This is a genomic window from Novosphingobium sp. 63-713, assembly GCF_001898925.1.
In the GTDB taxonomy this organism is placed as follows: domain Bacteria; phylum Pseudomonadota; class Alphaproteobacteria; order Sphingomonadales; family Sphingomonadaceae; genus Novosphingobium.
Genome location: NZ_MKVS01000004.1, coordinates 47,805 through 62,122, shown reverse-complemented (window position 1 = coordinate 62,122; position 14,318 = coordinate 47,805). Strand labels below are relative to the sequence as shown.

Sequence of the window (14,318 nt, the reverse complement as noted above, 5' to 3'; positions counted from 1 at the left end):
CCCGCCGCCCCTTTTACGATCAGGCGTCCGCCTTGGCTGCCTGCGCGGCAAAATCCAGCGCGCCGACGAAGCGTTCCGCATCCAGCGCCGCCATGCAGCCCGTGCCCGCCGCCGTCACGGCCTGACGATAGGTGTGGTCCATCACGTCGCCAGCCGCAAACACGCCGGGGATCGCGGTCTTGGGCGTGCCGGGCTGGACCACGATATAGCCGCTTTCGTCCAGCTCCAGCTTGCCCTTGAACAATTCGGTGGCGGGCGCATGGCCGATAGCCACAAAAGCCCCCTGCGCCGGTTCGACCGACTTTTCGCCCGTGACCGTATCGACCAGCGCCAGACCCGTCAGGCCCGCCCCGCCGATGGCGCCATCGCCAACAAATTCCTCGACTTCCTTGTTCCACAACACCTTGATGTTAGGATGTGCAAACAGGCGGTCCTGCAGGATCTTTTCCGCGCGCAAAGAATCGCGGCGGTGGATCAGCGTCACGTCCTGCGAATGGTTGGTGAGGTAAAGCGCTTCCTCGACCGCCGTATTGCCGCCGCCGATCACCACGACCTTCTTGCCGCGATAGAAGAAGCCGTCGCAGGTGGCGCAGGCCGAAACGCCCTTGCCCGAAAATTCCTGCTCGCCCTTTGTGCCCAGCCACTTGGCCTGCGCCCCGGTGCAGATGACCAGCGTGTCGCCTTCATAGACATCGCCCGAATCGCCGATGGCGCGGAAAGGAGGCCCCGACAGGTCGATATCGACAATCGTGTCCCACATCATCCGCGTGCCCACATGCTCGGCCTGCGCCTGCATTTCCTGCACCAGCCAGGGGCCCTGCACCGCTTCACGGAAACCGGGATAGTTTTCAACGTCGGTGGTGATGGTCAATTGCCCGCCGGGCTGAAGCCCCTGCACCACGATAGGGTTCAAACCCGCCCGCGCGCCATAGATCGCCGCGGTCAGCCCGGCCGGGCCGGAACCAATGATGAGCATCCGAGTAGTATGCGTTGCCATGCGATTCTCACTTTCCTAACCGCGCCGAGATAGGCAGGAGTTGCAAGGAAAGCCAGTATGGCGCTCTGTTCCTTGGCCCAATATTCGCTATAGTGCGGCCAAGTCTGGATTTTGTTCACGCAGTTTAGAACCGGCCATGATCATTCGCCCTCTCATCTCTGGCCTTTGCGCCCTGATGTCCGCCGCCCCCGCGTGTGCGCAGGATATGCCTGTCCGCTGGCCCGAGGCGCTGCAGGGCAGCATCGACATGCGCGAGGAAACCTCGGTCGAGGAAACGGCCATGGCCATTGCCGATGAAACCGGACCGGAACTGGAACGGGCGATGGATGCGGCGCTGGCCATGAACATTGCGGCCACGGGGCAATATACCGGATTTTCGCCCGACAGTTGGGGCGGAACCGTGAATGGCCGCGCCATCGTGGTCAACGGCGCCAAGCATGGCAAGAACGACATGTTCCCCGATCCGGGCGTCAAGTTTCAGGATCTGGGCACGTACAAGCTGGGCGATCCCCGCCTGCTGGCCGTGGGCATCGAGCAGCGCTTTGCCGATGCACGCAATATGGCCACCAATGTGAAGCTGCGCCATATGTCCGGCCCGGTCGATCTGCAGGTCGATGTGAAGGGCAACAAGTCGCTGGCCAACCCCAACCCCATGCATCTTTCCTATAATTCCAGCGCGTTTTATCGGCTCAATTCAGCGCTGGCGCTGGGTATGGTGGCGCGGGGCGATCTGGGGACATTCGACAATTTCGCGCCTCTGGCCCGGCATGATGCGGGCGCGGTGGCCCGGCTCAAACTGCTGGGCAAGGACAAGTCGCTCTCGGCCGAAACCGGCTATGACATGCGCCTGGGGCCGGGCAGCGCGAACCAGCCGAACCGGACCTATGTCAATCTGAACTTCAACTGGAAACTGTAAGGGGCGGAAGGTTTCCCCTCCGCCCCACGGGTATTATACAGGCAGGCCGACGTAATTTTCGGCAATGCTGGTCTGGGCCGCCTTGCTGGTGGCGATATAGTCGAGCTCGGCCACCTGCATCGCGCGTTCGAACGGGCCGTCCTCGGGCAAGCGGTGCATCAGCTTGGTCAGCGACCAGCTGAAACGCTCCGACTTCCAAACGCGGGCCAGCGCCTTGGCGGAATAGCCGATCACCGCATCATTGTCGGCGCGGCGGAAGAAGCCGACCAGCGCCTCGGCGGCATAATGCACGTCGGATGCGGCAAGGTTGAGCCCCTTGGCCCCGGTGGGCGGCACGATATGGGCGGCATCCCCGCAGAGCAGCAGGCTGCCATGGCGCATCGGTTCGAACACATAGGAGCGCAGCGGGGCGATGCTCTTTTCGATGCTGGGCCCGCGCGTGATATTGGCCGCCGCATCCGGGCCAAGGCGGATCGCCAGCTCGTCCCACACACGATCATCCGACCAATCCTCGATCTTTTCGGTCAGCGGCACGTCGACATAATAGCGGCTGCGCGTATGCGAACGCATCGAGGCCAGCGCAAAGCCGCGCTCATGGTTGGCATAGATCAGCTCATGGTTGCAGGGCGGCACATCGGCCAGAATGCCCAGCCAGCCGAAAGGATAGACCCGCTCGAACTCGCGCGCGACGCTGGCGGGAATCGCCTTGCGGCTGGGGCCGTGGAAACCGTCGCAGCCCACGATAAAGCGCGCGTCGATGCGATGCTCGGCCCCTTCCTTGGTATAGGTGACATAGGGCGCTTCGGATTCGATGTCATGCAGCGCAACGTCGCCCGCCTGATAGATCACCTCCAGCCCGCGCGAGGGGGCGGCATCCATCAGGTCCTTGGTGATCTCGGTCTGGCCGTAAACCACCACGGTCTTGCCGGTCAGGTTCGCCACATCAATGCGGATCAGGCGTTCGCCATCGGCCAGATTGAAGCCTTCCTCAACCAGCCCCTCGGCCTTGAGGCGCGCGTCCAGACCAAGGCGCTCCATCAGGCCAACGGTGATCTGTTCCAGCACGCCCGCACGGATGCGGCCCAGCACATAATCGCCGGTCTGGCGTTCGAGCACCACGCAATCGACGCCTTCGGATTTCAGCAAATGGCCCAGCAGCAGACCCGCAGGCCCGGCGCCAATGATGGCGACCTGAGTTTTCATGGATTTATCTCCCTAATTCCACCTACAGCCTACGTTGCGGGGGCAGGCCGATTGGCGCGGACATTGACATTGGCGCAGCCATGCGGAAAGGGATGGGTCGGTCATTCTATTGGCACTTTTCGGACATGCGCGACACATCCCCTGCCATTCCCGTCTATGGCCTGTTTGGCGAGAGCAATACGCCCTCGCCCGCCGGTTTTGCCCATATCGAGACGATTGCCGAACGATCCAGCCTGCATGACTGGGAAATCTCGCCCCATCGCCATGAACGCGGCATTCAGGTACTTATCGTTAGCGCAGGCCAAGCCGAGGTGACGCTGGATGGCGCGCGTTTCGCACTGGTGCCGCCCGCTTATGTCGTGCTGCCCGCGGGCAGCGTGCATGGCTTTCGCTTCAGCCCCGGCACCCATGGCCATGTGCTGACGCTCTCGCTCGATTTTGCAGGCCGCGCGCAGGGGGCGGATGATCCGCTGCAACGATTATTGGCCAAGGGCGGCCATGGCACGATGGGCGAAAGCGCGGCGCGGCGTGTGGGCCTGCTGGCCGGGGAAATGAACGCTCTGGCGCAGGAATGGCAGGACGGTCATCTCTTCCTCGCCATGGCCGAGGCTTTGGCGCGAAGCCTGCCCGACCCGGAATTGAGCGCCGAGAGCGTGGATGACCGCCGCCTCGCGCAATTCCGCCATCTGGTCGAGGTGCATCTGCGCGAACATCGCGGTCTGGATTTTTACGCCGATCATATCGGCTGCACACCGCGAACGCTGGGGCGCCTGTGCCATGCCCGTCTGGGGGGCAGCCCGCTGGAGGTCATCCATCGCCGTCTGGGCGTCGAGGCGCAGCGCCTGCTGCGCTATACCAATGCGACCATCACCCAGATCGCGCAGGAATTGGGCTTTGCCGACCCGTCCTATTTCTCGCGCTTTTACCTGCGCGTGATGGGCCAGCGGCCTCAGGCGGAGCGAGATCACTCCGCCTGAGTTCACCGTTTACTTTACCAGCATCAGCGCATCGAGCGCCACAACGCCCTCGCCAGCGGGATGCAGGATGACCGGGTTGAGGTCCATTTCCAGAATGGACGGTTCGGCCAGCAAGACCGCGCTGATCTGACGGATCAGCTTGGCCAGCGCCGCCACGTCCAGCGCAGGCGAACCGCGATAGCCCTTGAGCAAAGCGGCCTGCTTCAGCCCATAGAGCTTATCGACAATGGCGTCTTCCGACAGGTCGGGCGTAATCAGTGCCACGTCGGCCAGAATTTCCGCCGTCACCCCACCAAAACCGGCCAGCACCACCGGACCCCATTCAGGATCATTCTTGGCGCCCACGATCATTTCCAGACCGCGCTTGCCCATCTTCTCGATCAGCACGCCGTCGAGATTGATCGAGGCATCATAGGCCGCGACATTGGCCATCATCTTGGGGAAAGCCGCAAGCACAGCGTCAGCATCCGCCAGATTGAGCATCACTCCGCCAGCGTCCGACTTGTGGCCCAGAGCAGCCGCCTGCGCCTTCATCGCCACCGGATAGCCCACGGCTTCGGCCGCAGCCACAGCAGCTTCGGCATCCGCCGCGAACTGACCCGTGGGGAAGCTGATGCCCAGCGGACCAAGCAGCGCCTTGGCCTGATATTCGGCCACCACGCCTGCATAGTCACCCAGACCCGCCACCGACAGCGCATCCGGGGCCGCATTGGTCAGATCCAGCGCCGCCCGCCGCGTCAGCGCGGCCAGAGCGCGGAAAGCCCGCTCGGTGGTGGGGAACCAGGGAATGCCGCGAGCGCGCAGATCCGCGATGTAATGCGCGGGCATATCCGCGCCTTCATCGAGGCCCGCAAAGACCAGCGGCTTGGTGATCTCGCGCCCGTCGAGAGCGGCAACAATCGCAGGCACCTTGATCTTGGCCGTGATCGGATCGGACTGGATGATGCCGGCCACGACCGCGCCCACGCGCGCATCATCCATCAGCGCGCCCAAGGACTGCGTATAGATCACCGGCTGCGACAAGCCCTGCGCGGTAATGTCGAGCGGGTTCGACACCGGCACGAAAGGCGGCAAGGCAGCGCGCAGTTCCGGACTGTCCTCATCATGCAGATCGGCCAGCGGCAGACCCAGTTCCTCGGCCAGATCGAGGGTCAGCGCCTTGAACGCGCCGCTCTCGCCCAGCACGGCGGCCGAAGGGTGGCTCATCCCCGCACAGCGGATCAGGATCTCGGCAATATCGCCCAGTTCCTGAAGCGTTTCGGCAAAGATCACGCCGGTACGTTCCACCTTGGCGCGCATCAGCTTGTAATCGCCCGCCATGGCGCCGGTATGCGTGGCCGCGCTTTCGCGCGCCGCCGAGGACTTGCCGGGGTGCAGCAGGACAATGGGCTTGCCCGCCGCGCGCGCGCGGTCCGCCGCCGCGATGAAGCGGGCCGGATCGCGGAACTGCTCGACGATCATCGCGATCACCTGCGTATCGGCATCATCGACCAGCCAGTCGAGATAATCCTCCACGCCCGAAGCCGCCTCGTTGCCGGTGGAAACCGAATAGGAGCAGGCCAGTTCGCGCGCCAGCAAAGTGGTGCACAGCACCGCCGCCATCGCGCCCGACTGCGATACCACCGAGACCGAACGACGTCCGGCGGGCGGCACAATCGCCGTTTCCACAAAGGTCAGCGGCACGCCATCGACATGGTTGACCATGCCAAGGCAGTTCGGCCCTTCGATCACCATGCCGGATTCGGCCGCAATGCGCCCGATCTCGGCCTGTTCGGCCATGCCCGCTTCGCCATCCTCGGCAAAACCGGCGGCAAAAATGATCGCGCTGCCCACGCCGCGCGCGGCAAGGCCCTTGATCGTATCCAGCACGAAGGCGCGGGGAATGGCGAGCACCGCCACATCCACGCCATCGGGCAAAGCATCCACCGAGGGCAGGCAGGCGCGCTCCCCGATCTTTTCCCGGTTGGGATTGATCGGGTAAATCGCGCCCGCATATCCGGCACGGTCCAGATTGCTGATCAGCGTTGCGCCCAGAGCGCCCGGCTTGTCGCTTGCGCCCACCACCGCAACACTGCGCGGCTTGAGCAGGCGAGCAATGCTCGCCCGTTCCAGTCTTGCCATCTTTACTGCCCTCTCCGGAGGATGATTACTTGTTGATCTTGGTGATGTCGAACGTGCCCAGACCCGGCTTGAAGGTCTTGTCGTCAAGGAACTGCTTGGTCGCTTCCTTGCGCCCTTCCAGACCGCCAAAGCCGTTCAGCGCTTCCTGCGCGCGGATCAGATAGTCTTCGGCATTGTCATAGGTCATTTCGACCATGCGGCGCATCGCCCACTTCGTGGCGCGCAGCGCGTTGGCGTCCTTCTTGAGCAGCGCTTCGGCGATCTCGATCACGCGGGCCTTGAGCTGGTCATGCGGCACGCTTTCGGTCACCAGACCCTGCGCTTCGGCCTGCTTGCCGGTCAGGTTCTCGCCCATCATCGCATGATACATCGCCTTGCGCAGAGGCATCAGTTCCTGCGCCACCTTGGACGCGCCGCCGCCGGGCAGGATGCCCCAGTTGATTTCCGAAAGGCCGAACTTGGCATCGTCCGAGGCGATGGCGATGTCGACCGCATAGAGCGGACCATAGGCGCCGCCAAAGCACCAGCCGTTGATCATGCCGATGGTCGGCTTTTCATACCAGCGCAGACGTTCCCACCAGTTATAGGCTTCGCGCTGCGCCTTGCGGGTGGCCCACAGGCCCTTCTGTTCGTTTTCGCGGAAATATTCCTGAAGGTCCATGCCCGCCGAGAAAGCCGAGCCTTCGCCCGTCAGCACGACCACGCCCACGTCTTCGCGGAATTCCAGATCTTCAAGCACGCGCGTCATCTGACGGTTCAGCTTGGGGCTCATGCAATTGCGCTTCTCGGGGCGGTTGTACTTCACCCAGGCGATGCGATTCTCGATGTGGACCGCAACGGTATCTTCTTCTGCGCGTTCAATGGTCTGCTCGGTCATGACAAGCTCCTCTCCGAATGGACGGTGCCTCCCGCTTGGGACGGCGTATGCTATTATTCATAACATTTATCCCGAGCGCGTCAAGCCGCTCTGCAAGGCCTCTCAAACGCGAGCGCAAAACGGCCCGCCCCGGCCCCATGCCGGAGCGGGCCGCGCAGGGCCGCCATCGCCGCTTTGAAAATTCAGGCTATGCTGTCCACCACGTCCGAACGGGCATATTCCAGCAGCACCCGCATCGCGCGGCGCGCGCCATCCGGGTCGCCCGCCGCAATGGCCTGATGCACCGCCTCATGCTCGGGCAATGAATTGCGCGGCGCGGGCGAATTGCTCTGCTTGAAATGCGTGGTCCAGCGCACCGCCGCCCCCACCGATCCGATCAGCGAGGTCAGCGCATCATTGCCCGCCGCCTCCAGCATGGTGGAGTGGAAATCCTGATCCGCCGCCTGTCCCTCGCCGCAGGCAAGGCCATGGACGCGCATCCCGTCAAGCGCCTGACGCATTCCGGCCAGATGGCCGTCATGGCGCCGCTCGGCCGCCAGCGCCGCCGCCTCAGGCTCAATGATCCCGCGCAGTTCGAACAGGTCACGCACGAAATCGCGATCCGGTTTTTCCGAAAACATCCACGCCAGAATGTCGGGATCCAGCAGGTTCCACCGTCGCCGGGGCAACACATGCGTCCCCGCCTTGGGCCGGCTCTCGATCAGCCCCTTGGCGATCAGGATGCGGATCGCCTCGCGATAGGCCGTGCGCGATACGCCCAGACGCTCGGACGCCTCGATCTCTCCGCCCAGCGACGAGCCGGGCTCATGCGTGCTGTTGAGGATGGCGATGCCCAGCTTGCGCGCGATGGCCTGATGGATGCGCAGCCCCTCGCCCCCTTTGCGCTTGCGCGATCTGGTGGCGGGTGGCGGCGTGGCTGTAGATGACATTATGACAAAATCTCCCTGAACCTTTTGTGTAAGCCCGCCGGGGCCGGGGCGCAACGCCTGCCGTACAATGCTGCGCACAAAGAACGGGGTTTTACCTCAGGCTTTCCCGCTCTGCGGCCTGTTCGGCGCCTCGCCGGAAAACAGGTCTTTCTCGGCCGCAAAGGCATCGTTGAGCGCATCGATCACCGCCCTTATGCGCGGCATGTGGCGCAAATCGGCATGAACCCCCAGCCACACTTCGCGCGACGGCCCCAGCCCCGCATCCAGCCGCACCACCCCCGGATCACGATCGGCCAGATAACAAGGCAGACAGACCACGCCGATCCCCGCCCGCGCCGCGGCCAGTTGCCCATCGCGGCTGTTGTTGCGCATGGCCACGCGCGCATGGGGCAGCATTTCAGCCAGCCAGCGCGCCTCGGGCTGATGGGCGTGATCCTCCAGCACGGTGATGATCGCCTGGTCCGGGCTGGCCAGATCCTGTCCATGCTCGGCCAGATAATCGGGGCTGGCGTAAAGCGCGCTCGAGGCGGTCGTCATGCGGCGGGTGATGACGTCATGGCTGTCAAACCGGGTCATGCGGATGGCAATGTCGGCCTCGCGCTTGGACAGGCTGAGCGAGCGGCTGTCGGTCAGCACGTCCAGCGTGATCGCCGGATAGCGCGCCTGCAAAGCCCGCACCGCGCCGGGCAGCAGCAGGTTCGACAGGACCTCCACCGTGGTCAGCCGCACCACGCCCGAGAGCGCCACGTCGCGCCCCTGCACCATGCGCTCGACCGCGATGGCCTCGGCCTCCATCCGCTCGGCATTGCCCAGCACCGCCTCGCCCAGCGCGGTCAGCTCATAACCATTGGTGGTCCGCTGCAACAGGCGGGCGCCGTTGCGCGCTTCCATCGCCTCCAACCGGCGGCTCATGGTGGACTGGCGCACGCCCAGTTCGCGCGCGGCGCCCGACAGGCTGCGCGTGCGGGCAATGGCCAGAAAGCTGCGAACGTCATCCCAATCCATAGACACCTATCCGTTTTCGCATGGATGATCTGCAATATTGGCCAATTGGAATGCAAAAGTCATTAGCCTATTTAGCTCTCAACGCCGAGCAAGCCTCGGCACGGAGAAAACCGATGCAGCCCACCCTCTATCTCTCACACGGTTCGCCGATGCTGGCGCTGCAGGACCACCCGGCGCGCCATTTCATCGCGGGCCTTGGCGGCCAGCTGGAACGCCCGGACGCCATCGTGGTGATCTCGGCCCATTGGGAAACCGATGTGCCCACCGTCAATGCGGTGGAAAGCAACGAGACGATCCACGATTTCTACGGCTTTCCGCCCGCGCTCTATGCGCTGAACTATCCCGCCCCCGGATCGCCCGATCTGGCCGCGCGGGTGGTGGATCTGCTGGGCGATGCGGGCCTGCGCGCCGGGATCGACACGCGGCGCGGGCTGGATCATGGCGCATGGACGCCGCTGCTGCTGATGTGGCCCGAACATACCATTCCGGTGGTGCAGCTCTCGATCCAGAGCCGCCTCGGGCCGGGCCATCATGTGCAACTGGGCCGGGCGCTGAACGCCTTGCGCAAAGAGAATGTCCTCGTGCTGGCCTCGGGCAGCTTTACCCACAATCTGCGCGCCATCAGCCGCCATCTGGGTGATGGACCCAGCCCGGAATGGGTGACGTCCTTCGCCGACTGGATGCACGAGGCGCTGATGAACGGGCGGACCTGCGATCTGGTCTCCTATCGCCGCCTTGCCCCCTATGCGGTGGAAAACCATCCCACCGACGAGCATCTGCTGCCGCTGTTTGTCGCGCTGGGCGCGGCGGGCGAAGGGGCAAAGCCGACCCGCATTCACCAATCCACCGATCTGGGCATCCTGCGCATGGATGCCTACCGCTTCGACTGAAACCTTCCCCTCTCATTTCCCCCGTACAGGAGAATTCCCATGGCTAATGTTCTTGTCATCCGTTCGGCCGCCACTGGCGAAGCCTCGGTCAGCAACAAGCTGATCAACGCCTATCTGGCCGCCCACCCCGAAGCCAATGTGGTTGAGCGCGACCTCGACGCCAATCCGGTGCCCCATGTCGACTCCGCCTCGCTGGCCGGGATCGGCCGTCAGGCCCCCGAAGGCGACCAGTTCGCCGCCGCCCGCGCGCTTCAGGATGAAATCATCGGCGAAGTCTTTGCCGCCGACATCATCGTGATCGGCGTGCCGGTCTATAACTTCGGCATGCCCTCGACGCTCAAGGCATGGTTCGATTACGTCAGCCGCGCCGGCACCACGTTCCAGTACACCGAAAAGGGCCCCGAAGGTCTGGTCAAGGGCAAGAAGGCCATTCTGGCCCAGGCCCGCGCCGGCAAGTATGACGACGCCACCGGCTTCCCCTTCGCCGTGCCCCACACCAAGAGCCTGCTCAGCTTTGTGGGCGTCGATGATGTCACCGTCGTCACCGCCGAAGGTCTGGCCTTTGGCCCCGAAGCCGCAGCCGAAGCCATCTCGGGCGCGGTTGCCGAAATCAGCGCTTTGTAAGGAACCATCGCCATGTTTCGTTCTTTGATCGCCGCCGCCCTGATCGTTGCCCCGGTTGCCGCCTATGCGCAGTCGCCGGTGGCCAACCCCGCCCCTGCCGCCGTGCAGGCGGGCAATTACGCGGTCGAAACCACCCACACCCGCGTGCAGTTCACCGTCAGCCATATGGGCTTTTCCGATTGGTACGGCGATCTGACCGGCGTCACCGGCTCGCTGGTGCTTGACCCCAAGGCGCCCGCCGCGGCCAAGGTGGACATCACCATCCCGGTCAGCAGCATCTCGACCACCAATGCCACACTGGACGGCGAGCTGAAGAGCGAAGCATGGCTGGATGCGGGCAAATATCCCGAAATCCGCTTCACCTCGACCGGCGTGACGCCCACCGGCCCGCGCACCGCCAATATCGCGGGCAACCTGACGTTCCACGGCGTGACCCGCCCGGTGGTGCTGAAGGCCGCGTTTCTGGCCAGCGGCGTGAACCCGCTGAGCAAGGGCTATACGGTGGGCTTTAACGCCACCGCCGCGCTCAAGCGCAGCGATTTTGGCGTGAAGACCTACATCCCGCTGATCGGCGATGAAGTGACCCTGCGCATCAGCGCGGCCTTTGAAAAGGCCAAGTAAGAGCTGCCCGCACAACCCTTGCCCCCCGAGGGTTGCGTGAACCCCCGTCCGGCGCTGCCGGGCGGGGGTTTGTCGTATTACGGGTTCAGGCCATTGGCCCAGTCATGGGCGGCCTGCGCATAAACATAATCGGCATCGCAGATTTTCAGGTCGGCCTCGGTGATGCTCGCCAGGACGGGATTGGCGGCGGAGCCTTCAGGAATTGCGGCAGGGTGATCTGTGGCGACGCGGGCTGGATCGGGCGCGGATGGGCGCAGGCGGTGAGCGGCAATATAGGCAGCAAGGCGAGCATCCCCCTGCGCCAGCGCGGCGGCATGTCGGGCATCGGCATCATCGGCAAGGCTCCTGTAGCGGGTTTCGGCGGCGGTTTTGGCGGCGGCGGCGGCCTTGCGCTCGACATCCCAAGCGGATTGGGTGGCGCGGACGGTGGCGGCCCAATGCGCGGCGCGATGATATTGCCACCCCGCCGCACCGATCGCGACCAGCGCCAACCCCGCCCAAAGCCGCAAGGCCGAACCGTCCAGCCAGCGGGCCAGCCCGCGCAACCAGCGCAAGGCCCCCTCCATGCTCAAAAACAGCGTGTTAAGACCCATGAGAACAACTCCCAAAGACCGGGCGTCATCGCATTATGCGAATCGCCCGGCCCGGCAGAGTTATCAGCGCCTCGACCGTGTAGGACAGGATTTTAACCGAAACGGTTAATCACAGCTGCACCCGCAGCCCCACCTCGAACCGGCGCGGCGCGGCGGGGGCAAGGAATGTGCTGTGCACCAAAGGCCGCTCGCCGCCGATCACCGGGCCGCTGAACGGGCGGGCGACAAAGGCTCCGTTCGTGTCAAACCCGCTGGCCCCCAACTGCGCCGCCGTGGCGTAATGGGCGTTCATCAGATTGCTGACCCCGGCGGTAAAGATCACACCCTTGCGCGGCCTGATCTCGACCGAGGTATTGACCACCGCATAGGCATCGGTTTTGCCCGCGCCCAGATAATAGGTGCCGTCGGGCTGGTGCAGATTGTTCTCATTCCCCCGTGCATAGACGCCGCCGGCCGCCACCATTTCCGCCCGGACGCTCAGCCATGAGGCCGCGTCAAAACCCGCCTGCGCCTTGAACAGATGGCGCGGCAGGAGCGGCAGACGGTCGCCGGGGCGCACGGCGATCTCGCCATCGAAACCGGGGGCCGCGGCGTCATTGCTGCTGTTCGATCCGCCGTTCAGCGTCAGCGGGGTGCGATAGGTGGCGTCGAGCAACGTATAGCTGGCCCCCACCTGCCAGCGCCCCCAATGCACCGCGCCGCTGGCCTCGATGCCCTGCCGCCGCGTGGTGCCGACATTGGCGAAATAGCCGAAGCCCGAAGCCCCGCCCGCAATGAATTGAATATCATCGTGATTATCGCTGCGAAACGCGGTCAGGCGCAGGTTCCACGCCTTGCGCTCGATCCGCGCGCCCAGCGAGAGGCTGCGCGCCACCACCTGCCGCAGCGGCGGATCGCCCGCCATCGCATTGGGCAGGCGACAGGGGCTGGCCGGGTCCGAACAGCCCAGCTCCACCGCCGAGGGCGCGCGCGAACTCTCGCCCGCCTGCGCGGTGATGGTCAGGCCATGGGCCACGTGCCAATCGACCATGGCCGAGGGGTTGAAGCGCTGGAACACCGGATCGGCGTCAAGCGACCCCGTGCCGCCGCCCGGCGTGATCTGATCCCGATTATGCAATTGCGTGCGGTCATACCGCCCCGCCAGCGTCACCGTCACCCGCGACCCCAGCGTCAGCACATCGGCGGCATAGAGGCCAAGGCTGGAAATCCGGCTATGCAGATCGACGCGGGCGTCAAAGGCATTCTCGCTGTTCTGCGTGCCATCGGCAAAGGCCCCCGGCCCCGACACGGCCACCACCGAATGATCGGACAACAAGTAACCAAACTGGCTGTTCTGGATAAACCGCGCCCGCGCCTGCGCATAGCCGGCCCCCACGGTCAGATGCTGCCCCATGCCGGTCCAGGCCAGTTCCACCGCCCCGCCCCATTCTTGCTGGCGCGTCGAGGAGCGCGTCAGCAACCCGTTGCACTTCTCGTTGGGCTCATCATTGAGCAGGGCATTGGCGATGCAGCGCCATTTGGGAAACGCCGTGTTGGCCTGCGTCTCGCCGCTGATGGGGAAACCGGTATAGCCCGCCCCCGTCAGCGCCGCGCGCTCGGCGGCATTGGGCTGATACAGGCTCTCGCCCAGCGCGCCCTCGTTCATGTCGCCATTGATGCTGCGCGTCACGATGCTGCGCCAGAAGGCATTGGCCGAGAGGGTGAGATTTTCCGACAGGCGATGATGGCCCGACAGGGTGATCTTGCTGGCGATATTGCGGGTGTTGTCGGGCGAGGTATAGACGCTGCGCCAGTCGCGGGCGAGCAGGCGATAGTCCTGCAGGCCGTTGCCGTTGAGGTCGGATTGCGCGCGGTTGAAGCTCAGACTGACTCCGCTATTTGCCCCTTCCCAGCCCGCCTTGGCAAAGCCCTTCCACGCCTTGCTGGCCGAGGCATAGCGCCAGCCATCCTCCTGAAACCCTTCCAGCGCGCCATACCAGTGCAGACCATTGTCGGCCTTGCCGCCTGCCTCGATGCTGCCGCGCAGCCGCCCATAGGAGCCGCCCGCCACCGAGGCCGCAATGCCCGGCGCGCTGCGTCCATCCTTGGTGCGGATGCTGAGTGCCCCGCCCAGAGCGTTGCGCCCGAATTGCGGCGCGGCGCCCTCGACCAGCGTCACCTGTTCCATCGCCGCCGAGGGGAGCAGATCCCAGCTCACCACCTCGCCAAAGGGCTGGTTGGCGCGCACGCCGTCGACATAGACCGCGATGCCCTGCGGCGTGCCCAGCAGCGGCGAGGCGGTATAGCCGCGAAACGACAGGTCGCTTTGCAGCGGATTGCCCTGCGCCTCGTTGATGACCACGCCCGGCGTCTGCCGCGCCAGCGCATCGCTGACGCTCAACGCCTGCATCGCGCGCAAAGCCTTGGCGTCGATCAGCACCCGCCCATTGTCCGCCGCGCCCGACAAAGGCGTGCTGGCGCTGACGACAATGGCCGCATCTTCGGCCTGTGCCACAGCGGGCATGACCATAGCCGCAACCATCAACGCAAAACGCCCCTGCATATGCCTCTCCCTGTATGCGCCCT

General features: G+C 64.6%; 13 protein-coding genes. 5 read left to right on the top strand and 8 right to left on the bottom strand.

The window, feature by feature from the left end:
- Positions 1–19: 19 nt before the first annotated feature.
- Positions 20–976: a thioredoxin-disulfide reductase gene (gene trxB, locus BGP00_RS00630; RefSeq protein ID WP_292692675.1), complete on the bottom strand. Its 957-nt coding sequence runs from the start codon at positions 974–976 to the stop codon at positions 20–22.
- 196 nt (positions 977–1,172) lie between these two features.
- On the opposite strand from trxB, the gene BGP00_RS00625 reads away from it, so the two are divergent.
- The gene (locus BGP00_RS00625; RefSeq protein ID WP_292692672.1) at positions 1,173–1,913 is read left to right on the top strand and encodes a hypothetical protein; all 741 of its coding nucleotides are present in this window, start codon (positions 1,173–1,175) and stop codon (positions 1,911–1,913) included.
- Between the two features lie 33 nt (positions 1,914–1,946).
- On the opposite strand, the gene pobA is transcribed toward BGP00_RS00625, so the two are convergent.
- Positions 1,947–3,116 (bottom strand): 4-hydroxybenzoate 3-monooxygenase, encoded by a 1,170-nt coding sequence (gene pobA, locus BGP00_RS00620; protein WP_292692669.1) that lies wholly within the window; start codon positions 3,114–3,116, stop codon positions 1,947–1,949.
- Positions 3,117–3,241: 125 nt separating this feature from the next.
- On the opposite strand from pobA, the gene BGP00_RS00615 reads away from it, so the two are divergent.
- Positions 3,242–4,093, top strand: coding sequence for a helix-turn-helix domain-containing protein (locus BGP00_RS00615; protein WP_292692665.1), 852 nt, complete (start codon positions 3,242–3,244; stop codon positions 4,091–4,093).
- 9 nt (positions 4,094–4,102) lie between these two features.
- Here the strand turns inward: BGP00_RS00615 and BGP00_RS00610 are convergent, their stop codons facing one another.
- The 4 genes from BGP00_RS00610 to BGP00_RS00595 all read right to left on the bottom strand — a co-directional run bounded on the left by BGP00_RS00610 (position 4,103) and on the right by BGP00_RS00595 (position 9,025).
- A complete protein-coding gene (locus tag BGP00_RS00610; RefSeq protein ID WP_292692662.1) occupies positions 4,103–6,214 on the bottom strand; it encodes an acetate--CoA ligase family protein in 2,112 nt (703 codons plus the stop codon).
- A 25-nt stretch (positions 6,215–6,239) separates the two neighbouring features.
- Positions 6,240–7,091 (bottom strand): p-hydroxycinnamoyl CoA hydratase/lyase, encoded by an 852-nt coding sequence (locus BGP00_RS00605; protein WP_168602353.1) that lies wholly within the window; start codon positions 7,089–7,091, stop codon positions 6,240–6,242.
- A 182-nt stretch (positions 7,092–7,273) separates the two neighbouring features.
- Positions 7,274–8,020, bottom strand: a complete 747-nt coding sequence (locus BGP00_RS00600) for a FadR/GntR family transcriptional regulator (RefSeq protein WP_292692657.1) — start codon at positions 8,018–8,020, stop codon at positions 7,274–7,276.
- A 96-nt stretch (positions 8,021–8,116) separates the two neighbouring features.
- Entirely contained in the window at positions 8,117–9,025 is a 909-nt protein-coding gene (locus tag BGP00_RS00595; RefSeq protein ID WP_292692654.1) for a LysR family transcriptional regulator, read from the bottom strand.
- 113 nt (positions 9,026–9,138) lie between these two features.
- On the opposite strand from BGP00_RS00595, the gene BGP00_RS00590 reads away from it, so the two are divergent.
- Genes BGP00_RS00590 through BGP00_RS00580 form a run of 3 tightly spaced genes read left to right on the top strand, consistent with a single transcriptional unit; the run spans position 9,139 to position 11,160 of the window.
- Positions 9,139–9,915 carry a class III extradiol ring-cleavage dioxygenase gene (locus BGP00_RS00590; RefSeq protein WP_292692651.1) on the top strand — a complete coding sequence of 259 codons (777 nt, stop codon included), beginning with the start codon at positions 9,139–9,141 and terminating at the stop codon, positions 9,913–9,915.
- Between the two features lie 39 nt (positions 9,916–9,954).
- Positions 9,955–10,539 carry an NAD(P)H-dependent oxidoreductase gene (locus tag BGP00_RS00585; protein ID WP_292692648.1) on the top strand — a complete coding sequence of 195 codons (585 nt, stop codon included), beginning with the start codon at positions 9,955–9,957 and terminating at the stop codon, positions 10,537–10,539.
- 12 nt (positions 10,540–10,551) lie between these two features.
- The gene (locus BGP00_RS00580; RefSeq protein ID WP_168602348.1) at positions 10,552–11,160 is read left to right on the top strand and encodes a YceI family protein; all 609 of its coding nucleotides are present in this window, start codon (positions 10,552–10,554) and stop codon (positions 11,158–11,160) included.
- Positions 11,161–11,237: 77 nt separating this feature from the next.
- Here BGP00_RS00580 and BGP00_RS00575 read toward each other — a convergent pair whose 3' ends face one another.
- Both BGP00_RS00575 and BGP00_RS00570 read right to left on the bottom strand, forming a co-directional pair.
- A complete protein-coding gene (locus tag BGP00_RS00575; RefSeq protein ID WP_292692644.1) occupies positions 11,238–11,753 on the bottom strand; it encodes a hypothetical protein in 516 nt (171 codons plus the stop codon).
- A gap of 109 nt (positions 11,754–11,862) precedes the next feature.
- Positions 11,863–14,295 carry a TonB-dependent receptor gene (locus BGP00_RS00570; RefSeq protein ID WP_292692641.1) on the bottom strand — a complete coding sequence of 811 codons (2,433 nt, stop codon included), beginning with the start codon at positions 14,293–14,295 and terminating at the stop codon, positions 11,863–11,865.
- Positions 14,296–14,318: the final 23 nt, after the last annotated feature.